This is a genomic window from Streptomyces paludis (genome assembly GCF_003344965.1).
Taxonomy (GTDB): domain Bacteria; phylum Actinomycetota; class Actinomycetes; order Streptomycetales; family Streptomycetaceae; genus Streptomyces; species Streptomyces paludis.
In genome coordinates, this window is record NZ_CP031194.1 from 1,634,225 (window position 1) to 1,656,253 (window position 22,029).

The 22,029-nt window shown below is 71.9% G+C and carries 18 protein-coding genes; 9 read left to right on the forward strand and 9 right to left on the reverse strand.

Annotated elements, in window-relative coordinates:
* Positions 1-27 precede the first annotated feature (27 nt).
* The gene (locus DVK44_RS07110) at positions 28-609 is read right to left on the reverse strand and encodes a MarR family winged helix-turn-helix transcriptional regulator (protein ID WP_114658870.1); all 582 of its coding nucleotides are present in this window, start codon (positions 607-609) and stop codon (positions 28-30) included.
* A 176-nt stretch (positions 610-785) separates the two neighbouring features.
* Between DVK44_RS07110 and DVK44_RS07115 the strand changes: the two genes are divergently transcribed.
* The 4 genes from DVK44_RS07115 (at position 786) to DVK44_RS07130 (ending at position 4,523) form a co-directional block, all read left to right on the forward strand.
* Positions 786-1,163, forward strand: a complete 378-nt coding sequence (locus DVK44_RS07115; RefSeq protein ID WP_228447022.1) for a hypothetical protein — start codon at positions 786-788, stop codon at positions 1,161-1,163.
* A 72-nt stretch (positions 1,164-1,235) separates the two neighbouring features.
* Positions 1,236-1,883: a DUF3105 domain-containing protein gene (locus DVK44_RS07120; RefSeq protein ID WP_114658872.1), complete on the forward strand. Its 648-nt coding sequence runs from the start codon at positions 1,236-1,238 to the stop codon at positions 1,881-1,883.
* Positions 1,884-1,948: 65 nt separating this feature from the next.
* The gene (locus DVK44_RS07125; protein ID WP_114664962.1) at positions 1,949-2,674 is read left to right on the forward strand and encodes a DUF305 domain-containing protein; all 726 of its coding nucleotides are present in this window, start codon (positions 1,949-1,951) and stop codon (positions 2,672-2,674) included.
* 91 nt (positions 2,675-2,765) lie between these two features.
* On the forward strand, positions 2,766-4,523 hold the full coding sequence (locus DVK44_RS07130; protein WP_114658873.1) for an NAD+ synthase: 1,758 nt from the start codon (positions 2,766-2,768) through the stop codon (positions 4,521-4,523).
* Positions 4,524-4,607: 84 nt separating this feature from the next.
* On the opposite strand, the gene DVK44_RS07135 is transcribed toward DVK44_RS07130, so the two are convergent.
* The 4 genes from DVK44_RS07135 to DVK44_RS07150 form a co-directional block, all read right to left on the reverse strand.
* The gene (locus DVK44_RS07135) at positions 4,608-5,843 is read right to left on the reverse strand and encodes an MFS transporter (protein ID WP_114658874.1); all 1,236 of its coding nucleotides are present in this window, start codon (positions 5,841-5,843) and stop codon (positions 4,608-4,610) included.
* A gap of 234 nt (positions 5,844-6,077) precedes the next feature.
* Positions 6,078-7,199 (reverse strand): endonuclease/exonuclease/phosphatase family protein, encoded by a 1,122-nt coding sequence (locus DVK44_RS07140; RefSeq protein WP_228447023.1) that lies wholly within the window; start codon positions 7,197-7,199, stop codon positions 6,078-6,080.
* A 256-nt stretch (positions 7,200-7,455) separates the two neighbouring features.
* Positions 7,456-8,139: a TetR/AcrR family transcriptional regulator gene (locus DVK44_RS07145; RefSeq protein ID WP_228447024.1), complete on the reverse strand. Its 684-nt coding sequence runs from the start codon at positions 8,137-8,139 to the stop codon at positions 7,456-7,458.
* 133 nt (positions 8,140-8,272) lie between these two features.
* Positions 8,273-9,964, reverse strand: a complete 1,692-nt coding sequence (locus tag DVK44_RS07150) for an MFS transporter (protein ID WP_114658876.1) — start codon at positions 9,962-9,964, stop codon at positions 8,273-8,275.
* A gap of 188 nt (positions 9,965-10,152) precedes the next feature.
* Here DVK44_RS07150 and panB point away from each other — a divergent pair, with 188 nt between their 5' ends.
* The 3 genes from panB (at position 10,153) to DVK44_RS07165 (ending at position 13,195) form a co-directional block, all read left to right on the forward strand.
* Entirely contained in the window at positions 10,153-11,067 is a 915-nt protein-coding gene (panB, locus tag DVK44_RS07155) for a 3-methyl-2-oxobutanoate hydroxymethyltransferase (RefSeq protein WP_408055295.1), read from the forward strand.
* 176 nt (positions 11,068-11,243) lie between these two features.
* Complete coding sequence (locus tag DVK44_RS07160; RefSeq protein WP_114658878.1) at positions 11,244-12,263, forward strand: ATP-binding cassette domain-containing protein; 1,020 nt, start codon at positions 11,244-11,246, stop codon at positions 12,261-12,263.
* A 122-nt stretch (positions 12,264-12,385) separates the two neighbouring features.
* Complete coding sequence (locus tag DVK44_RS07165) at positions 12,386-13,195, forward strand: ABC transporter permease (protein ID WP_228447575.1); 810 nt, start codon at positions 12,386-12,388, stop codon at positions 13,193-13,195.
* A 26-nt stretch (positions 13,196-13,221) separates the two neighbouring features.
* On the opposite strand, the gene DVK44_RS07170 is transcribed toward DVK44_RS07165, so the two are convergent.
* Complete coding sequence (locus DVK44_RS07170; protein WP_114658880.1) at positions 13,222-16,758, reverse strand: AfsR/SARP family transcriptional regulator; 3,537 nt, start codon at positions 16,756-16,758, stop codon at positions 13,222-13,224.
* Positions 16,759-17,103: 345 nt separating this feature from the next.
* Between DVK44_RS07170 and DVK44_RS07175 the strand changes: the two genes are divergently transcribed.
* Entirely contained in the window at positions 17,104-17,907 is an 804-nt protein-coding gene (locus DVK44_RS07175) for a site-2 protease family protein (protein WP_114658881.1), read from the forward strand.
* Between the two features lie 35 nt (positions 17,908-17,942).
* Here the strand turns inward: DVK44_RS07175 and DVK44_RS07180 are convergent, their stop codons facing one another.
* The 3 genes from DVK44_RS07180 to npdG form a co-directional block, all read right to left on the reverse strand.
* Positions 17,943-18,905, reverse strand: coding sequence for an SDR family oxidoreductase (locus DVK44_RS07180; RefSeq protein WP_114658882.1), 963 nt, complete (start codon positions 18,903-18,905; stop codon positions 17,943-17,945).
* Positions 18,906-20,014: 1,109 nt separating this feature from the next.
* The gene (locus DVK44_RS07185; RefSeq protein ID WP_114658883.1) at positions 20,015-20,194 is read right to left on the reverse strand and encodes a hypothetical protein; all 180 of its coding nucleotides are present in this window, start codon (positions 20,192-20,194) and stop codon (positions 20,015-20,017) included.
* A gap of 178 nt (positions 20,195-20,372) precedes the next feature.
* Positions 20,373-21,179 (reverse strand): NADPH-dependent F420 reductase, encoded by an 807-nt coding sequence (npdG, locus tag DVK44_RS07190; protein ID WP_114658884.1) that lies wholly within the window; start codon positions 21,177-21,179, stop codon positions 20,373-20,375.
* 93 nt (positions 21,180-21,272) lie between these two features.
* On the opposite strand from npdG, the gene DVK44_RS07195 reads away from it, so the two are divergent.
* Positions 21,273-21,929, forward strand: coding sequence for a hypothetical protein (locus tag DVK44_RS07195; RefSeq protein ID WP_114658885.1), 657 nt, complete (start codon positions 21,273-21,275; stop codon positions 21,927-21,929).
* Positions 21,930-22,029 lie beyond the last annotated feature (100 nt).

A 22,029-nucleotide genomic window follows, 5' to 3' on the forward strand; every position in this document is an offset into this window, starting at 1 on the left:
CAACGGCGACCTTCGGACAGCAATTGGCTACTTTGCGTTACTCGGCCAGTCCGGCGGATACGGGTACGGGTACGGCTCTGCCGGGGGCTCGTCGCCCGCCTCCGTGAACGCGGCGAGCGCGCCGACCAGGGCGACACGCTGTGCCGGGGCCATCCGCGCCACGATCGCGGCGATCTCCCGGTGGCGCGCGGCGGTGACGCGTTCGACCAGGGCGTGACCGGCCGGGGTGAGCCGCAGCCTTGTGCGGCGGCGGTCGTCGGGGTTGCTCTGCCGGTCGGCCAGCCCGGCGGCGATCAGCCGGTCGAGCATGCGCATGGCGGTCGACGGATTCACCCCGAGCCGCTCGGCGACCTCCACGAGCTTGGCGTCGCCATGGGCGGCGAGGACCACGAGCAGCCGCAGCTGCGGCAGGGTGACCGGTTCGCCGACGGAGGCGAGGCAGCGTACGGAGATGTCGACCAGCAGGCGGGACGCGGCCAGCACCGCGTGGGTCACCTCGTCGACGCCCGCGTCGGAGGCCGGATCGGGCGCCGGATCGGGCGCCGGGTCGCGGGCCGCGCCGGGCGCCGGGTCGGGCGTCACCGGTCCGCTCTTCGCTTGCTCGGCCATGCCCCTTTGTACCCCGCTCCTGACCGTTTCGTACCCCTATCCGCACCCGTTCCGTTACGGCCCGCGCCCCGATCGGTGCCACCGGCCTGCCGCCACCCCCTCCCCACGCACTACGATCTGCGCCCATGGGGGGTTCGCGGCGCGGCCATATACGCGGAACGCGTCCCACGGCGCTGGTGAGTGCTGTGGCGACGCTCTTCGCCGCGTTCCTCATCTGTCTCGGCGGCGGGTCCGGCGCCGTCTCCGCCGCCCCCTCGGGCGCTTCGGGCGCCTCGGATGTCGCGTACGTCACGCACGAGGGCGGCACGGCCCACACGGTCACGGCTCCCGCCGAGGCCGGGGCCCGCTACATCTGCCCGTACGGCAAGGGCGACTGCGGGTTCTTCCCGCATCTGAGCCCGGCCGTACTCACCGTCCCGCCGCCCGTCGCCCCCCTCGCCGACGGCGTACAGCTCTCGCATCTCACCGTGGCGCACCCCGTCGGCCGGGCGCCCCGCTCCGGAGCGCACGCCCGCGCGCCGGATCTCCACGTCCTTCAAGTGCTGCGGACGTAGCCGGGCCCCACCCCCGCTGATCACCACGTTCCGCCTCCACCGCACACACGTATCCCCAGAAGGACACACATCATGGCTTCCAAGTCCCAGTCCGCCGAGCGCAAGGCCCGAATAGAGGAGATGCGCCGCGCCGAGCGCGCCCGTGAGCGGCGCAGCCGCATCATCACGATCACGGCGAGCGCTCTCGTCGTGGCCGCGCTCGTCGGCGGCGGCGCCTTCCTCCTCAACAAGGAATCCGACAAGAAGGCGGCCGAGAAGGCCGCCGTGGCCGCGCCCGTGACCGGCGAGAAGTCCTGGGACGCCGAGAAGCTCGGCCGCAACCACGTCACCAAGGCGGTCACGTACCCGATGACCCCGCCGGTGGGCGGTGACCACGACCAGGTCTGGATGAACTGCGACGGCGACGTCTACGACAAGGCCATCCCGGACAAGAACGCCGTCCACTCGCTGGAGCACGGCGCGGTCTGGGTCACGTACAACGACAAGGCGTCGGACGACGACGTGAAGGCGCTCGCCGAGAAGGTCAAGAAGACCAAGTACTCGATGATGAGCCCGGTCCAGGACCAGAAGGGCGCGATCATGCTGAGCGCCTGGGGCAAGCAGGTCACGGTGGACAGCGCGGACGACTCGCGCGTCGACCAGTTCCTCACGAAGTACGTCCAGGGCGCGCAGACCCCCGAGCCGGGCGCCGCCTGCACGGGCGGGCTGGACGCCGCGTGACCGGGGCCGCCGGGGACGAGAAGGGGACCGCGGAAGGGGCCGAGGACGGGTCCGAGGAGGAGTACGTGCCCGCGCCCCGTCGCCGTGTCACCCGTACGCAGTGGGCGGCCGGTGTCGCCGTCGTCCTGGCGCTGGTCTTCGCCGGTACGGCCGCGGTCGCGTCGGCCGGGCGCGACAGCGGCTCCGGCGCGTCCGGTGCCCGTACCCCGTCGTCGGACTCGGCGGACGCGGGCTTCGCCCGTGACATGGCCGTCCACCACCAGCAGGCGGTGGAGATGTCCTTCATCGTCCGGGACAGCACGGACGACGAGGAGATACGCCGGCTGGCGTACGACATCGCCAACACCCAGGCGAACCAGCGCGGGATGCTGCTGGGCTGGCTGGACCTGTGGGGGCTGCCGAAGCTGGAGTCCGGTACGGAGCCGATGGCCTGGATGGCCGCGTCGGCCTCCGGGGACGGGGACGCGCACAGCTCCATGGACAGCATGGAGGGCATGGCGGACGACCACGGCGCCTACGAGGCCCACGACGGCTCCCTGATGGCCGGCATGGCCACCAGGACGGAGCTGGAGAGCCTCAGGAAGGCCCGCGGCAAGCAGGCCGAGATCCTCTACCTCCAGCTGATGACCGACCACCACAAGGGCGGCGTCACGATGGCGCAGGGCTGCGTTCAGCTCTGCGCGGTCGATACGGAGAAGAGCCTGGCGGCCGGCATGGTCGCCGCGCAGGAGTCGGAGATGAAGCTGATGGCCGACCTGCTGGCGGCGCGGGGCGCGAAGCCGCGCGCGTAGCAGCACGCAGCACCTGTGGGGCGTCCCGAGTGGGGCGCCCCACACAGCCGCTCCAGGACATCATGTCAGTCAGACGATTACACTGGGCGGCGTGCCTCAACTACGTCTCGCCCTGAATCAGATCGACTCGACCGTCGGGGACCTCGCCGCGAACGCCGAGGCGATCGTGCACTGGACCCGGCACGCCGCCGAGCAGGGGGCGCACCTCGTCGCGTTCCCCGAGATGGCGCTGACCGGTTACCCCGTCGAGGATCTCGCGCTGCGGTCGTCCTTCGTCGAGGCGTCCCGGGCCGCCGTGCGCGCGCTCGCCGTCCGGCTCGACGAGGAGGGCCTCGGCGAACTGCCCGTCGTCGTCGGCTACCTCGACCGCGCCGCGGAGTCCCAGCAGCGGTACGGGCAGCCCGCGGGCGCCCCGCGCAACGCCGCGGCCGTACTGCACCGCGGCGGGGTGGTGCTGAATTTCGCCAAGCACCATCTGCCGAACTACGGCGTCTTCGACGAGTTCCGGTACTTCGTACGGGGCGACACGATGCCCGTCGTCCGGGTGCACGGGGTGGATGTCGCGCTCGCCATCTGCGAGGACCTGTGGCAGGACGGCGGGCGCGTGCCGGCCGCCCGGTCCGCCGGGGCCGGGCTGCTGCTGTCGATCAACGCCTCGCCGTACGAGCGCGAGAAGGACGACACGCGGCTGGAGCTGGTCCGTAAGCGTGCCCAGGAGGCAGGCTGCACGATCGCGTTCCTCGCGATGATCGGCGGCCAGGACGAGCTGGTCTTCGACGGCGACTCGATCGTCGTCGACAAGGACGGCGAAGTGATCGCGCGGGCGCCGCAGTTCGCGGAGGGCTCGGTCATCCTGGACCTCGACCTGCCGGCCGCCGCCGCGGAGCCGCCCACGGGCGTCGTGGACGACGGGCTGCGGATCGACCGCGTCGTCCTCTCCGCGGACCCGCTGCCCGCGTACGAGCCGGAGCTGACCGGCGGCCACGCGGACCGGCTCGACGACGACGAGGAGATGTACTCGGCGCTGGTCGTGGGGCTGCGCGCGTACGCGGCGAAGAACGGCTTCCGGTCGGTGCTGATCGGGCTCTCCGGCGGGATCGACTCGGCGCTCGTCGCCGCGATCGCCTGTGACGCGCTGGGCGCGGCGAACGTGTACGGCGTGTCCATGCCGTCCAAGTACTCGTCGGACCACTCGAAGGGCGACGCCGCCGAGCTGGCACGCCGTACGGGCCTCAACTTCCGGACCCATTCCATCGAGCCGATGTTCGACGCGTACATGGGTTCGCTCGGGCTGTCCGGGCTCGCGGAGGAGAACCTCCAGGCGCGGCTGCGCGGCACGATGCTGATGGCGATCTCCAACCAGGAGGGCCATATCGTGCTGGCGCCGGGCAACAAGTCGGAGCTGGCGGTGGGGTATTCGACGCTGTACGGCGACTCCGTCGGCGCGTACGGCCCGATCAAGGACGTCTACAAGACGTATGTGTTCCGGCTGGCGCGCTGGCGCAACCGGGCCGCCGAGGAGCGCGGCCAGACGCCGCCGATCCCGGAAGCCTCGATCTCCAAGCCGCCGAGCGCCGAACTGCGCCCCGGCCAGGTCGACGCGGACTCGCTGCCGGACTACGACGTACTGGACCGGATCCTGGATCTGTACGTCGACCGGGACCAGGGCATGGACGCGATCGTGGCCGCGGGCTTCGACGCCGAGCTGGTCGCGAAGACGCTGCGGATGGTGGACACGGCCGAGTACAAGCGGCGCCAGTACCCGCCGGGGACGAAGATCTCCGCGAAGGGCTTCGGCAAGGACCGCCGGCTGCCGATCACCAACCGCTGGCGCGAGACGACGGCCTGAGAGCCTGCGCCCCCATGACGGCGCGCGGTGGTGCCGCACGTAACAGCACATGCGGCACCACCGCGCGCCGCGCGGGTATCAGCTTCAGCCCACGCGCTCCACGGCCTCCGCGGGCGCGCTCACCCCGCCCGAGGCGACGACGCGCGAGCCCTCCGGCGCCGTACCCCGGCCGCCCCGGCCGCCGCGGTCGAGGAATCCGGCCGTGACCGCGATGGCCAGCCCGACGGCCGCCAGGACGGCGCCGACCAGTGTCGGGGACATCCAGCCCCAGCCCGCCGCGATGGCCGCGCCACCGGCCCAGGCGCCGCCCGCGTTGGCCAGGTTGAAGGCCGAGTGGTTCGAGGCGGAGGCCAGCGTGGGGGCGTCCTTGGCCTTGCTCATGACGAGCATCTGGAGCGGCGTGGTCGTCATGAAGCCGACCGCGCCCAGGATCACCACCGTCACCAGCGCCGCCCACTGGATGTGCACGGTGAAGCGGAAGGCGACCAGCACCACGGCGAGGGTGCCGAGCGACCCGTAGAGCGTGGGCCGCAGCGCCCGGTCCGTCAGCGGTCCCGCCGCCAGCGCGCCGAGGGTCATGCCGATGCCGAAGAGCGCGAGCACCAGGGTGACGGAGGACTCACCGAAGCCCATCACCTCGGTGGTCATCGAGGCGAGGTACGAGTAGACGGCGAAGACCCCGCCGAAGCCCAGGACGGCCGTCGCGAGGCCCAGCAGCACCTGCCGGTCCTTGAGGGCGCGCAGCTCGCGGCCGACGCTCTGGTGGGCCTCCACGGGTACGTACGGTACGAGCCGGGCCAGCGCGGCCAGCGCGACCAGGCCGATCACCGTGACGACGAGGAAGGTGGCGCGCCAGCCGAGGTGCTGGCCGAGCAGGGTGGCGGCCGGGACACCGATGATGTTGGCGACGGTCAGCCCGAGGAACATGGTCGCCACGGCCCGCGCCTGGCGTCCCTCCGCCACCAGCCGGGCGGCGACGACCGCGCCGACCCCGAAGAACGCGCCGTGCGGCAGCCCGGCGAGCACCCGCCCGGCGAGCAGCCAGCCGAAGTCGGGGGCGAGCGCGGAGGCGAGGTTGCCGACGACGAAGAGGACCATCAGCAGGAGCAGCATCCGCTTGCGCGGGACTCGGGAGCCGACGGCGGTGAGCAGCGGGGCGCCGATGACGACGCCGATCGCGTAGGCCGACACCAGATAGCCGGCGGTCGGCACGGAGGTTCCCAGATCGTCCGCCACGTTGGGCAGCAGGCCCATCATGACGAACTCGGTCGTCCCGATGCCAAAGGCACTGACGGCCAAGGCGAGCAGGGCGAAGGGCATGACAAGAGACCTTTCAAAGGGCTGCGCGCCGCGGCGCGCGCGAGGGGACGACGTACGACGGCGTACGAAGAGGTACGAGGACGTACGGATGAGCCGCACGGATGAGCCGCACAGATTAGTACCCTCGCGGAACAAAGTCTCTCAGGTCATGTATTCCGGGAGATGAACACGGGATTGCGGCAAGCGCTCCCGCGGCGATCGGAATCAGGCCGATCTGAATGCAGGAGGTGACGCTCAGGATCTGGCGTCGTTCTCCGTCAGATCCACCCGCGCCGCGATCGGCAGATGGTCGCTGCCCGTCCTCGGCAGGCTCCAGGAGGAGGTCGGCTCGACGCCCTTCACCATGATCTGGTCGATCCTGGCCAGCGGGAACGCGGCCGGCCAGCTGAACCCGGGGCCGTGTCCGGCCGCGCCCTGGGTGGAGCGCATCTGGGAGGTGACGGCGTTCAGGGAGCGGTCGTTCATCGTGCCGTTGAGGTCGCCGAGCAGGATCACCCGGGGCAGCCGCTCGTCCGCGATCGCCTCGCCCAGCGCGTCCGCGCTCTTGTCGCGCTGGTTGGCGGTGAAGCCCGCGTGCAGCTTGACCCGTACGGAGGGCAGATGCGCCACATAAACGGCGACGGGGCCGGACGGAGTGGTGACCGTGGAGCGCATGGCGCGGACCCAGCCCAGCCGGATGTCGACGGGCCGGGTGCCGCTCAGCGGGTACTTGCTCCAGAGGCCGACGGTGCCCTGGACGGAGTGGTACTTGTACGTGCCGGCCAGCGCCGCCTCGTACACCGGTACGGCACTGGCCTTCAGCTCCTCCAGCGCGAGGACGTCCGCCCCGGACTCCGCCAGGTCGGCCGCGGTGCCCTTCGGGTCGGGGTTGTCCGCGTTGACGTTGTGGGTCGCGACCACGAGGTCGCCGCCGCCGCCGGACTTGTCCGTGACGAGTCCGCCGAACAGGTTCGCCCAGACGATCGTGGGGAGCAGCAGGGCGATGAGCGCGGTGGCGGAGCGGCGCACCAGCGCGAGGATCAGGAGCAGCGGGACGAAGAGTCCGAGCCAGGGCAGGAAGGTTTCGGTGAGACTGCCCAGGTTGCCGATCTTGTTGGGGATCTGCGCGTGAAGGATCATCAGCAGGGCGATGGCCACGGCGAGTACGGCGATGATGATGCCGCGCCGCCAGGTCCCGGGGTCCCTGCGCCAGCGGTCCAGACGCGCCAGGAGGGCTCTGCCGCGCGAGACCGGACGGGCTTCTCCGGCGCCTTCTCCGAAGCCGTCCCCGGCCCCGTTCCCGGCGCCGCCGGGACCGTACGGCCCGCCGCCCTCCCCGCCGTTAGCCATCGGCTGCGCCGTGTACTCCTGCGTCATTCCGCCGCCCTCACTGCCCTTGCCCGTGCACGCCCGCCCCTGACACTAAGGGATGTGAGGCCGCTTTCTCCGCCGTCCGAAGACGGCCGTACTGGCTCGGAGACGAAGGGCGTGGGGCGGGAAGTTCCGGCCAGGGACGAACAACCAGCAGGTGTGACAGAACGATCACACGCGGCGGGGGTTCCGACGGGGGTCCGGGGGCCCGGCCGGTACGGGTGTGATCAGCCTCACCGGCCGGGCGTTTCGCGTACGGAAGTCACGGGAGCCGGCCCCCGGAACGGCTCGCTCCGGTGGCCGCGGCCGGGGCCGCCGCAGAGGCCGCCGCCGGGTGCTGAGGGCTGAGGCCCTGGAGGGCGGCGTCGAGGATCCGGTCGGGGAGGTCCTCGTCGAGCGACGCGCCCGGCCGGTGGAGGGTGCGCATGATCATCGGGCCGACCAGCAGGTCGTGGACCAGCTCCGCCTCCAGGTCGTCGCGGAGTTCACCGGTGGCGATCCCCCGGCGGATCACCGCGAGGGTGGCCTCGCGCCGGGGGCCGATGACCGTCTTGTGGTACTCCGCCCAGAGGTTGGGGCTGCTCTTCATCTCGGCCGCCGCGTTGTGCAGCATGGCCGAGTTCCGCTGGGCGAGGCCGCGCCGGCGCATCGACTCCAGCAGGATCCGGAGATCCGCCAGCGCCGATTCGCCCGGCAGTTCGGGATCCGGCGGCTCGATCGCGCGCAGAACCTCGACGAACAGCTCCTCCTTGCCGGGCCAGCGCCGGTAGATGGTCGCCTTGCCGACACCCGCCGTACGGGCGATGCGTTCGACGGAGAGGGAGCCGAGCGGGACGCCGTCCTCCAGCAGGACCACGACGGCCTCCAGGATCGCCCGCTCGACGGCCTCACTGCGTGGCCTGCCGCGCCGGTGTTCCGTCTCGGCCCCGTGGTCCCGTTTCCGCACCTGTTCCGCCTCTCGCCGCGCTCGCACCGTCCGTTGTGCAGATTGTCTTACACGGACGGTCCCGTACGCGGTCGTACGCCGGTCGTACGCCCGTTGCACGGCGCTCACGTGCGCCGCCCGTGCGCCGGTCGCGTCAGCCGCGCGCGGCGCCCGCCTGTTCGGGACGCGGATCGCTCCCGCGAGCGGCCGGATCCCCCGCTTCCGCCGCGTCCGCCGCGTTCCCCGGCGCCGGGGGCCGGCCCGGCAGGAACACCGCGACCACCACCGCCCCGATCGCCGCGATGCCCGCCGAGGCGAACGCCGTGACGTGCATGGCGTCGAGGAACGCCTCGTACGCCGCGCCGATCAGCGGCCGGCCCGCCTCCGGGGCGAGCCGCGCCGCGGCGCCGAGCGTCGCCTCGATCGACTCCCCCGCCGCGTCCCGCGCCGCCGCCGGGACCCCGTCGAGGTGGCCGTCGATCCCGCTCCGGTACGTCGCGGAGAGCACCGAGCCGAGGACGGCCACGCCGAGCGCGCCGCCGACCTGACGGAAGGTGTTGTTGATGGCCGAGCCGGAGCCCGCCTTCTCGCGCGGCAGCGCCTGCATGATGGCGACGGTGACCGGCGGCATGATGTGGGCCATTCCGGTGCCCTGGACGAAAAAGACCACGCACAGCACCCAGACGGGGGTGGTCTCGTCGAAGAACCCGAAGGCCGCGAGCCCGGCACCGACCAGCAGCAGCCCTGCCGTACAGACCGCGCGGGCGCCGAAGCGGTCCACGACCAGCCGGGCGCGCGGCGCGAAGACCATCTGCGCGGCGGCGAGCGGCAGGATCAGCAGCCCGGACTGGAGCGCGCTGTAGCCGCGCACGCTCTGGAGGTAGAAGGCGGAGAAGAACGTCACCCCCATGAGCGCGAAGAAGACCAGCGCGATGGCCGCCACGGCCGCGGAGAACGCCGGCTTCCTGAAGTAGGAGACGTCCAGGGCCGGATGGTCGCTGCGCTTCTCGTGCCACACGAAGAGCGCCAGGACGGCCAGCCCGCCGAGCACCGGCACCAGCACCCCGGCGCCGGTGAAGTCGGCCAGCTCGCCGCCGCGGATGATGCCGTACACCAGCAGGACGAGTCCGACGATGGAGAGCAGGACCCCCAGCGGGTCCAGCCGGCCCGGCGCGGGGTCCCGCGAGTCCGGCACGAGCAGCACCATGGCGATCAGCGCGACGATCGCCACGGGCACGTTGACGAGGAAGATGGAGCCCCACCAGAAGTGCTCCAGCAGCACACCGCCGGTGATCGGCCCGATCGCGATGCCGAGGCCAACGCTGCCCGCCCAGATGCCTATCGCCTTGGGCTGCTCGTCGCGCTCGAAGACGTTCATGAGGACGGAGAGGGTGGCGGGCATCACAAAGGCGGCGCCGAAGCCCATGAGGGCGCGGTACGCGATGAGTTCACCGGGTGAACCGGACATCGCGGCGAGCGCGGACCCGAGCCCGAAGACGGCGATGCCGAAGAGCAGCACCTTCTTCCGGCCGATCCGGTCACCGAGCAGGCCCGAGGTGAAGAGCAGCCCGGCGAAGACGAGCGTGTAGGAGTTGATCGCCCACTCCAGCTCGCTCTGGGTGGCGCCGATCCCGGTGGGCGCGGGGGAGGCGATCGTCCTGACCGCCACGTTCAGGATCGAGTTGTCGAGGACGACGATCAACAGGCTGAGCATGAGCACGCCGAGGATGGCCCAGCGACGGCGGTGAACCGCCTCGGGGACCCGGGACTCGGGAGGGCGGGAGCTGGGCACGGGGGAAGCGGGCACAGGGGCTGCGGCGGCCGGGCCGCCGGACGGGTTGGGCATGACGGACAGCCTAGACCCGTTTCGATACGAGACCGTCTCGTATTGGAAAGTCTTTAGGGTCATGACGCGGCGCCCCTGGCCGCGGCTCACACCGCCCCCACTTCCCGTGGACCGTCCCGGGATGCCACCATGGAAGGGATCTGGGGACGCCGTCAGGGTGCCTCAAGATGACGAAAGGGCCTATGGCCATGACTGCTCAGGACACCGCTGCGGCCTCGGCCGCCCAGCGGCCGCCCGCATCCGCGGCAGACTCCCCCGGCGGCGGCGCCACCGGGAACCCGAAGGCGCTGTACGGCGGGACCCGCTCGCGCCGTATCACCGTCCACGACATCACCGCCGCCAAGGAGCGCGGTGAGAAGTGGCCCATGCTCACCGCCTACGACGCGATGACCGCCTCCGTCTTCGACGAGGCCGGCATCCCCGTGATGCTGGTCGGTGACTCCATGGGCAACTGCCATCTGGGGTACGAGACGACCGTGCCGGTCACGCTCGACGAGATGACGATGCTCTCCGCCGCCGTCGTACGCGGCACGAAGCGCGCCCTGATCGTCGGTGACCTGCCCTTCGGCTCGTACCAGGAAGGGCCCGTACAGGCGCTGCGCAGCGCCATGCGGCTGGTGAAGGACGCCGGGGTCGGCGCGGTGAAGCTGGAGGGCGGTGAGCGCTCGCACGGCCAGATCGAGCTGCTGGTGCGCTCCGGCATCCCGGTGATGGGGCACATCGGACTCACCCCGCAGTCCGTCAACACGCTCGGCTACCGGGTGCAGGGCCGTGGCGAGGAGGCCGCGCAGCAGCTGCTGCGCGACGCCAAGGCGGTGCAGGACGCGGGCGCCTTCGCGGTCGTGCTCGAACTCGTACCGGCCGAGCTGGCCGCCGAGGTGACGGGCCTGCTGCACATCCCGACCATCGGTATCGGCGCGGGGGTGGACACCGACGCGCAGGTGCTGGTGTACACGGACATGGCCGGGCTCACGCCGGGCAAGGCGCCGCGCTTCAGCAAGAAGTACGTGGACCTCCGCCGGGCGCTGGGCGACGCGGCGCGGGAGTTCGCGGACGAGGTGACGGCAGGAACGTTCCCGCAGGCGGAGCACACCTTCCACTAGGAATTCGGGGGCCACTGCCAGGAACATTCAGGGCCACCGCCGGGAAATCCAGAAGCCACTGCCCGCACGGACGACAGCCCGCCGATCTTCCCCCGTCGGCGGGCTGTCGCACGGTTATCCACAGGTTGTCGGCGGAATGTCGGCGGGATGTCGGTGGCGGCTGTTCCACTGGGGTCATGACACGAATCGACAAGAACCCCAGCGGCGGCCGGACCGGCAACGCCGTAGAGGTGCGGGGGCTGGTCAAGCACTACGGCACCACCAAGGCGCTGGACGGCGTGGATCTGGAGGTGCGCGAGGGCACCGTCCTCGGCGTGCTGGGACCCAACGGCGCCGGAAAGACGACGCTCGTCCGCATCCTCTCCACCCTCGTCCAGCCGGACGCCGGCACCGCCGTGGTCGCGGGGTACGACGTGCTGCGCCAGCCCCGCCAGCTGCGCCGCACCATAGGTCTCACGGGGCAGTACGCCTCGGTCGACGAGAAGCTCTCCGGCCGGGAGAACCTGTACATGATCGGCCGGCTCCTCGATCTGTCCCGCAAGGACGCCAGGAGCCGCGCCGACGAGCTGCTGGAGCGCTTCTCGCTCACCGAGGCGGCGAAGAAGCCCGCGATGCAGTATTCGGGCGGTATGCGGCGCCGGCTCGACCTGGCCGCCTCGATGATCGGCCGGCCGTCGGTCCTCTATCTGGACGAGCCGACGACCGGGCTCGACCCCCGGACCCGTAACGAGGTCTGGGACGAGGTGCAGCGGATGGTCGCGGAGGGGGCCACCGTCCTGCTCACCACCCAGTACATGGAAGAGGCGGAGCAGCTCGCGAACGAGCTGACCGTCATCGACCGCGGCCGGGTCATCGCGCGCGGCGGGGTGGACGAGCTGAAGGCGAAGATCGGCGGCCGTACGCTCCAGATCCGGCCGTCGGACCCCGCCCAGCTGCCCGCCATGGCGCAGGCGATCACCGACTCCGGCCTCGACGGCCTGGCCGGCGCGCAGGCCGTCCCGGACGAGGCAATGCTGTACGTGCCGATCCTCAGCGACCAGCAGCTGACCGCGGTCGTGGCCCTCCTGGGCGAGCGTGGCTTCGCCATCGCCCATATAGGCACCCATCTGCCCAGCCTGGACGAGGTGTTCCTCGCCATCACCGGCCAGAAGACCGGATCCGAGTCCGACATCGCCCTTGAGGAAGCCGCGGCATGAACACCTCTGCACCCACGAACACGAGCACGACCACCCGCCCCTCGTCCGGCCCTGGAGCCGGGGCCGGAGCGGGAGCCGACAGCGGCGCCGGTGTCACGCCCGGGTCCGCGCCGTCGTCCGCCATGGCGCCCGCCGCCGGCTCCGACGAGGGCCGGATCGGGCTGCGCGCCAATATGCGGCACATCGGCGCGCTGGCCCGCCGTAACGCCCTCCAGATCAAGGCGGATCCGGAGTCGATGTTCGACGTCCTGCTGATGCCGATCATCTTCACGCTGCTCTTCGTCTACGTCTTCGGCGGCTCGGTGGGCGCCAGCCTCGGCGGCGACCGCGACGCGTATGTGAACTACGTGGTGCCCGGACTGATGGCGATGATGGGCATGAACATCGCCATGGCCGTCGGCACGGGAGTCAACGACGACTTCCGCAAGGGCGTCATGGACCGGTTCCGTACGATGCCGATCGCCAGATCCTCCGTGCTGATAGCCAAGATCGTCGTTGAGCTGGGCCGGATGCTGATAGCCATCACCATCCTGCTCAGCATGGGCTTCCTGCTCGGCCTGGAGATCAAGACCTCGGTGATCGAGCTGCTCGCGGCCGTCGGGCTCTCCGCGGTGTTCGGCGCGTCACTGATGTGGATCTTCATCCTGCTGGGTCTGACGATGAAGACGGCTCAGGCCGTGCAGGGGGTGGCGATGCTCGTCATCATGCCGCTCCAGTTCGGCTCGTCGATCTTCGCGCCGACGGCCACCATGCCCGGCTGGCTCCAGTGGTTCACCGACTACAACCCGCTCTCCGGCCTCGCCGACGCGGCCCGGGGGCTGATAAACGGCGGCCCGGTCGCGCACTCGGTGTGGATGACGCTGGCCTGGTCGGCGGGGATCACGCTGGTGACGGCACCGCTGGCCGTGGCCAAGTTCCGCAAGAAGTCATGAGCCGACGGCGCTGACGCCGACCGGCGTCACCACCTGGGGGCCTCGGGGGTTTCGGGGGTTTCGGGTCTCCCCGGGGCCTCGGGGAAGGCGTCGGGGACGACGAGGGCGACGGCGGCCTCCAGGGTCAGCCGTTCGCCCTCGGCGAGCGCCTCCTCGTACACGGACGGGTCGAGGAGGGGCGCCACCGTCCGGCGCGCCTCCCGCAGGGTGATCCGCTCGACGAACGTACGGAAGTGCCGCTCGGGCAGCAGCGTCCCGTACGCGCCGATCAGCACGGCGGCGGTCCTCGCCGGGTCCGCCGGAAGACCGTCCGCGAGGAGGCCGTCCCCGGCGGCGCGGGGAGAGGAGGACGAGTGCGTGGACAACGCGTCGGTGGCGAGGCCGCCCAGCGCCCAGGCCGCCGTCAGCAGATGGAGCGCGGACATCTCCGGGGCGACCATCCGCGCCAGCGGGAGTACCGCCGCGATCTGGGCCTGGCGCGCCAGGGCGAGCCCCTCGGCGTACCGGCCCTGCGAGCAGTCCAGCCACGCGTACATCCCGTGCACAAAGCCCAGGAAGATATCTATGGTGTCGGCGCTGAACAGTTCGTACGCCTCGGCGAGATGCTCACGGGCCTCGTCCTGACGTCCCGTGCTGCCCAGCCACATCGCGAGGAGGAGCCGGGCCGCCGGCACCGCGTGATGCACCCCTTCGCGGTACTCCGCGACCACCTCGCGGAGCATCCGCTCGCCCTCTTCACCCCGGCCGGTCTCGAACATCGTCGCCGCCAGCCGCGCCCGCAGCAGCGCCACCTGGCTGCGCGCGCCCAGCTCCTGGGCGAGCACGACGGCCGCCGCGTAGTCCTCGGCGGCGAGGGCGTGCTCACCGGCCTTCTCCCGGGCCTCGCCCCGGGCGGAGAGCGCCTCCGCCGCGCCCCACGAGTCACCGAGCCGCCGGTAGATCACCAGACTGCGGTCCGCGTCCCGGCTCGCCTCGCGCGCCCAGACGCTCCGGTTCGCCAGGACATTGGCCCGTACGTGCAGGGAGCCGGCCAGCTCCCACTCGAAGCCGAAGTCCTCACAGGCCCGTACGGTCTCGTCCATGGCCCGGCGCAGCTCGTCGGCGTCGCCGGTGAACATGATCGCGAAGTACCAGAGCATGCCGGGGAACCGGCAGGTCTGGGGCAGCCCCGGCCGGTAGGCGTCGGCGACGGTCCGCAGCCGCGCCAGGCCCTCGGGCTTCGTCCACGCGTCCATCTCGTGGTCGATGCTGGCCAGTTCGACCAGCCGGACCTCGCGGCGCGCCTCCATGAGCATCTCGGCCGTCATCGGCGGCGGCGTGTCCGTGCAGCGCTCCATGATCGGCGGAGCGGGCTGTACGGGCGCGGCGAACGGGTCGGGACCCAGACCGGCCGCGACGCCGGACCACTGCCGGGCGTCGCTCCGCAGATCGAGCATCTGCCAGTACCAGGCGAGGGAGAGCACGAGACAGAGCGTCTCCTGCTCGTCGCGCAGGGCGACGGCCCGGCGCAGCGCGGTGCGCAGATTGCCGTACTCCAGCCGGAAGCGGGCGATGGCGGCGTGCTGTCCGGCGCCGCGCAGCTCCGGGTCCGTGGTCCGGGCCAGCTCCCGGTAGTGCACCAGATGCCGCCGCTCGGTGGCGGCGCGCTCACCGGCCTCGTCCAGCCGCTCGGCGGCGTACTCGGCAACGGTCTCCAGCAGCCGGTAGCGCATGTCGGCGCCGTCCGGGGTGGGCGCGGCGACGACGAGGGACTTGTCGATGAGGGAGCCGAGGTGCTCGGCGACATCGTGGGACGCGACGCCGCCGTGTGCGCCTTCGTCACCGCTGTGTGCGCCTTCGGCGTCCGCGCAGACCTCCTCGGCCGCCGTCAGCCCGCAGCCGCCCGTGAAGACGGAGAGCCGCCGCAGCACGGCCCGCTCGGGGGCGTCCAGCAGCTCCCAGGACCAGTCCACGACGGCGCGCAGGGTCTGCTGGCGCGGCAGTACGGTCCTGCTGCCGCTGGTCAGCAGCCGGAACCGGTCGTCGAGGCGGTCCGCGATCCGGCGCGGGGTGAGCATCCGCAGCCGGGCGGCGGCCAGTTCGATGGCGAGCGGCAGTCCGTCGAGCCGCCGGCAGATCTCGGCGACGGCCTCGGTCTCACCGGCCGGGTCGAAGTCGGGGCGTACCGTACGGGCCCGCTCCGCGAACAGCCGGTGCGCCGGATCGGGCGGCAGCGGCCCCACGGGGCGCACGATCTCGCCGGGCACACCGAGCGGCTCGCGGCTGGTGGCCAGGACGGTCAGCTCGGGGCAGTGCGCCAGCAGCTCATGGGCGAGGGCGGCGGCGGCCTCGATCACATGCTCGCAGTTGTCGAGGAGCAGCAGCATGCGGCGGCGGGCGCAGTGCTCGACCAGCCGGACGAGCGAATCGGTGGCGTGCCGGTCCACGACCCGCAGCTCCTCGGCCCCGGCGCCGCGCAGCACGGTCTCCCGGGCTCCGAGCGCGGTCAGTACGGCCTCGGCGACCGCCTCCGCGTCCTTCACGGGCGCCAGCTCGGCCAGCCACACCCCGTCCGGCCACTGCTCGGCCACCGTCTCGGCGGCCTCCTGCGACAGCCGCGTCTTCCCGGCGCCACCGGGCCCCAGCAGGGTGACGAGCCGGGCGCGCCCGAGGTCGCCCCGGATGGCCTCCATGTCGCTCTCCCGGCCGACGAAGCTGGTGAGCCGGGCCCGGAGATTGCCGGAGGGGGCGGGGACGGGGGCGGGAACGGCGGCGGACAAGGGGGAATGCGCCGGGAGCATGCGGTCGTCAGTACCGCTGCCGTTGAGGCTGTTGCCGTTGAGGGTGCTGCCGTTGATGCTTCCCGCCCCGCGCAGCAACTCCCCGTGCAGGGAGCGCAGTTCCGGGCCCGGGTCCGTGCCGAGGCGGCCGGCGAGCGCGCGGCGGACCTCGTCGTACGCGGCGAGCGCCTCCGCCGGGCGCGCCGCGTCGCGCAGCGCGCGGATCCGGAGCGCCTGGAGCCGCTCGTCCAGCGGGAAGCGCCCGCAGAGTTCGACCAGTTCGGGGAGCGCCTTCTCGGCCTCGCCGAGCGCGAGGGCGGCGGTCAGCCGCGTACGGCGGGCGTCCAGCCGCCGGGTCTCCCAGCGGGCGGCCTCGGCCGTACGGTCGGGGAGGTCGGCGAGGGCGGGACCGCGCCAGAGCGCGAGCGCGTCGTCCAGCAGCCCGGCCGCCTTGACGGCATCCCCCTGCGCCAGACAGCGCGCGCCCTCGTCCAGGAGGGTGCCGAAGCGGTGGATGTCGATGTCCTCCGCGCCGACGCACAACCGGTATCCGCCGTCGTCCGAGGCCACGGCGGCGGCTCCGATCGTCCGCCGCAGCCGCCCGACCAGCGCCTGGAGCGCCCCCACGGCGTCGGCCGGCGGATCGGCCGCCCAGACCTCGTCGACAAGCACCCCGACCGGGACGGTACGGCCGGGCCGCAGCGCGAGCACGGTCAGCAGCGCGCGCAGCCGGCTGCCGCCGAGGGCCGCGGGAGCGCCGTCGGCGTGGAAAGCCCTGGTGGTACCGAGGACGGAAACACGCATCCGTCCATTGTCGGTGACGGCGCTCAGAACAGCCGCCCCGCATCCCCGGAAGCACCGGCTCCGAATCGACGGCCGTACGGCACGGCCGGGGGTTCGTCGCGGCACTTCATCCGCCGACCTCCGGCCTTCCGTCGTATATGCCCTTCTTCCACAGCCCCGCCATAGGTACAGCATTCCTGGAACTCACTCCCACAAGCGAGACGTTTTTGACGTGCACGCGCGCGTGCGTGCCGTGCGCGTGCCGTGTGCGCGTCCGCGTGTACGTGCCGTTCGCGGCGTCGCAGCGGCCTGTACCGTCGGTCGGGCACGACCGTCGGCCTCACCACCATCGCGGGAGATCCACTGATGACCACCGCCATCCGGAAGAGCGACCGGCGCGTCTCCCCCGTGTTCCTGGGCATCGCCGCCGTCACGGCCGTCTCGGGGTGGGCCGTCTGGACGGACTACGCGGCGAGCCTCGGGGTCGCCGTCTTCCTGTTCGTCACGGGCTGCTGGATCGTCTCGCTCTGCCTGCACGAGTACGCGCACGCGCGCACCGCGCTGCACAGCGGTGACATCACGATCGGCGCGAAGGGCTATCTGACCCTCAACCCGCTCAAGTACACGCACGCGCTGCTCAGCATCGTGCTGCCGGTGATCTTCGTGATCATGGGCGGTATCGGTCTGCCCGGCGGCGCGGTCTTCATCGAGCGCGGCCGGATCCAGGGCCGCTGGAAGCACAGCCTGATCTCGGCGGCGGGCCCGCTGACGAACGTCCTGTTCGCGCTCGTCTGCACGGCCCCCTTCTGGCTGCACGCCCTGGACGGCGTCCCGCCGGCCTTCCGCTACGCCCTGGGCTTCATCGCCCTCCTCCAGGTCACGGCGGCCATCCTCAACTTCCTCCCGGTGCCGGGCCTCGACGGGTACGGCGTGGTCGAGCCGTGGCTCTCGTACAAGGTCCGCCGCCAGGTCGAACCCTTCGCGCCGTACGGCCTGCTGGTCGTCTTCGTCCTGCTCTTTTTCATCCCGGAGGTCAACGCGGCCTTCTTCGACGCGATCCACGCGATCCTGCGCGGCCTGGGCGTCTCGGAGCTGGACAGCTACTGCGGCCGGAACATCTTCAGCTTCTGGATGAGCCGGGACGGGTTCGTCTGCGGAGCGGCGGGGTAGCGGGGAGCGGCGGGGCGCACGCCCTTTGTTGTTGCTCAGCGGTAGCCGGTCACGTCGGCGGGCTTGCCGGGTCCCTGGACCTCGACCAGGTAGCGGAACGCGTCCGGCCGGCTGCCGTCGAGGTCGGAGAAGCCGTACTCCTGGGCGAGTTGGCCGCTGGAGAGCGACCCGCCGTTCCAGCGGGCCACCTCGGGATCGGCCGCCAGGGCGGCGACGGCGCGGCCGACGTAGGACGGCGTCTCGGAGATCGCGAAGTGCGGTTCGGCCTTCAGCGCGTCCCGCCAGGTCTCCTCGGTCACCCCGAAGTGGTCGAGCATCAGCTCCGAGCGCAGCCACCCGGGCGTGAGCGCCACGGCGGTGGCACCGCGCGGTCCCAGCTCGTGGCCGAGCGAGAAGCCCATCCGGAGCACGGCGGCCTTGGCGAGGTCGTAGAAGAACGAGTCGCGGTAGGTCTTCCCGTTGTACTCGGCGGTGCCGTCGGTCATCTCGACCACCAGCCCGCCCGGGGTACGCAACAGCAGCGGGAGCGCGTGGTGGCTGGTGATCGCGTGCGTGTCGACGGCGAGCCGGAGCATCCGGAGGCCGTTGTCGAGGTTGTGCTCCCAGAGCGGCGTGTCCCACTCGACGAGGAGTTCGCCGCCCCAGATGTCGTTGACGAGGATGTCCAGCCGCCCCTGCTCGGTCTCGATACGGTCCACCAGGGACCGGACCTGTGCCGGTACGAGGTGATCGACCGGCACGGCGATCCCCCGGCCGCCCGCTGCGGTGACGAGGTCGGCGGTGTCCTCGATGACCTCGGGCCGGTTGTACTCGGAACGCCGCTCACGCGTACTGCGCCCGGTGACATAGACGGTGGCCCCCGCCGCCCCCAACTCCACGGCGATCCCGCGCCCGGCACCCCGGGTCGCCCCGGCGACGAGGGCGACTTTGCCGTCGAGCGGGGGGTGGGGCTGGGGGTGGGCGTGCGGGTGCGACTGGGGATGCGCTGCTGCTGACATGGCTGTCTCCGTGTCCAGGTCTGTTCTGTTCGGTCTGTTCCAGCAAGAGTGCCCGGAATACTGGACAGCTTCTGTCGCCTTTTCCGTTCGGGTCGGGTGCAGGTCAGAGCAGCGCTGAGCGGGGTGGGTCGGTGGCGGAGGTTGTTGGGCGTGGGGCCGCCCCTCCAGCTGTGAGTGTCGCGTCTCCGACGGAGGAGTAAAGGGCACTCCTACGTCGCGTCGCTGCGCGATGGGCTGCGCCCACCCTTGACACCTCCCCCGGAGCCGCAAGTGCAGGTGCGGGAGGGGCGGCCGGGGGGAAGGGGGGCCCAGGAGGCACACGGGAGCGCGGGCCGGTTCAGGGTCCGCCGGCCGGCGGACCCTGCGGGGCCACGCGGCAGAGGAATGGGGCTGCCCGGCCCGTCTCAGCGGCTGACGGCCGCCTGTTGGTTGCGACCCAAGCCCCGCTGGTCACCGAGTGTGGGTGGTGGGGTTACTGGGACACGGGTGGCGGCAAGTGGGCCCTTGAAGGCCGCCTATGCGTCGCGGAGTGCCGCTTATGCACCTGAGGACACATGTGCCGCCCGAGGAGGCCCCCAATCACCTTCCAAATCACCCGATATGGGACAGGTGGGCAGGGTATACGGCCCGCAGACCCGGCCAGACAGCAGAACCCGCCCACCTTCCGGGCACCACAACGCAACGGTGACCAGCGGGGCTTGAGTCGCAACCAACAACGGACCGTCAGCCGCCGAGACGGGGCCGAGTCACCCCACTCCTCTGCCGCGCAGCCCCGCAGGGCCCACCGGCCCGTCAGCCCCTGAGCCGAGTGGTAGTGCAGCGGACCTCCCGGGCCCCCCTTCCCCCCGGCCGCCCCTCCCGCACCTGCACTTGCGACTCCGGGGGAGGTGTCAAGGGTGACCGGAGGTCATCGCGCAGCGACGCGACTTTAGGAGCGCCCTTTACACCTCCACCGGAGACGCGACACTCACAGCTGGAGGGGCGGCCCCACACCCAACAACCCCCACCACCAACCCACCCCACTCAACGCCGCTCTAACCCGCACCCGACAACCGGCGGCCAGCGTCAGCCGCCGAGACCAGCCGGCCCACCCCGGACACCCCTCGGCACTAACCCGTCGTGTTGCCCGTGACCTTCGCCCTGCGGAAGTAGTACCAGGCCATGTTGGACGACAGGCCCGCCAGCAGGACCCATACGATGCCGAGCCAGCTGCCCTGGATGAACGAGACCACGGCCGCCATGACGGCCAGGGCGCAGAGGGTGAGCGCGTACAGGGCTAGACGGGGCATGGGGGCGGCTCCTGTCGGGGGTTTCCGGGGCCGGGGCCGGGTCCGGCGGTGGCGGGGGTACAGGCACAGGCGTAGACGTACGGGTCCAGTGTCCCCCATGGCCTCCGCCCCCGTACGCCCGCCTCGTACCTCCGTATCTCCGTACCTCCCCGGCCGCCCACCCCCGTACCTCCCCCGCCTACACGTCCGTGACCCGCAAGCCCGCGTGGGCCTTGTAGCGGCGGTTCACCGAGATCAGGTTGGCGACCAGCGACTCGACCTGGTGGGCGTTGCGCAGTCGGCCCGCGAAGATGCCGCGCATGCCCGGGATCCGGGACGCCAGCGCCTGTACGAGGTCCGTGTCGGCGCGGGCCTCGCCCAGGACCAGTACATCGGTGTCGATCCGCTCGACCGACGGGTCCTGGAGCAGGACCGCCGACAGGTGGTGGAACGCCGCCGTCACCCGGGAGTCCGGCAGCAGCAGGGCCGCCTGCTCGGCGGCGCTGCCCTCCTCGGGCTTCAGGGCGTACGCGCCCTTCTTGTCGAAGCCGAGCGGGTTGACGCAGTCGATGACGAGCTTGCCCGCCAGCTCCGCCCGCAGGGACTCCAGGGTCTTGGCGTGGCCGTCCCACGGTACGGCCACGATGATCACGTCGCTGCGGCGCGCGCACTCCGCGTTGTCGGCGCCCTCGATCCCGTTGCCCAGCTCCGTCGCGGCCGTTTCGGCGCGCTCGGCCGCCCGGGAGCCGATGATCACTTTCTGTCCGGCGAGAGCCAGCCGGTACGCGAGGCCACGCCCCTGGTCGCCCGTTCCGCCGAGTACGCCGACGACCAGGCCCGATACGTCCGGGAGATCCCAGGGGTCCTTGGCGGGCGCCTTGGCAGGCGCCGCCGCAGGTGCCGCATCCGCTGCCGCGTCCGGTGCCGTCGCCGCTGCCGCGTCCGGTGCCGTCGCCGCTGCCGCGTCCGGTGCTGTGGGCGTGCTGCCGCTGTCCGTTGAAGTCATGGACCTGACCCTACCTACCAGTAGCGGTCACGTTCGGGTGAACTCCCACCGACCCGCCACGCCCCTCCCTCCCCTGCGGCAGGATGCGGCCCCATGGATGCCGTACGTGTCGCGCTGCTCCGTGAAGTCCTCGCCGGAACGGAGTGGCCGTCCGCCGCCCGCCGCTTCGCGGGTGCCCTGCGGGCCTCCGTGGTGCCGCAGGGGGGCGGGCTGCTGCTGGTCGGGACGGCCGCGTACGAACCCTGGCACCTGGCCGCCCATCTGGTGGACGAGGCCGCGTGGTCCGGTCAGCCGGAGCTGAATCCGATGCTGGTACGGCACCGGGTGCGCCCCCGGGACCCCGCGCACCTCGCCGTCGGCCTCGCCCGGCTCGAAGCGGCGGGCCGGGGCGAGACGCTGCTGATCGTGGCGCCGGAGCGGCCGGACGCCGGGCTGCTGGAGCGCGTACACGACGCCCGGCGCGCCGGCGCGACCGTACTGTCCCTGGACGGCGGGGACTCCGAGATGCGCGGGCTGGCACACGACGCGCTGTCCGTGATCCCGCGACCGGAGGTAACGGAAGTGCCGGCCACTGCTACGGGCACCGCCACGGCTGCCCACCCCGGCGTGGACCTCGACACCGTCCAGCACCTCGTCTCGGCGGCCACCGGCGAGAACAGCCTCCCCGCGCCGCGCGGCCGTCGGCGCTTCCAGGACCGGCTGTCGCGGCTCGCGGATCAGCTGACGGCTCCGCCGCCGTCCCGCTGGTGAGCCCTCCCGACAACCCCGGACCGCCCTCAGCCGCCCCCGCCAGTAGGCTGACCTGCCGGTAAGCACTTTCTGCGAGCGCTGCCGCCAAGCCCAGCCATCC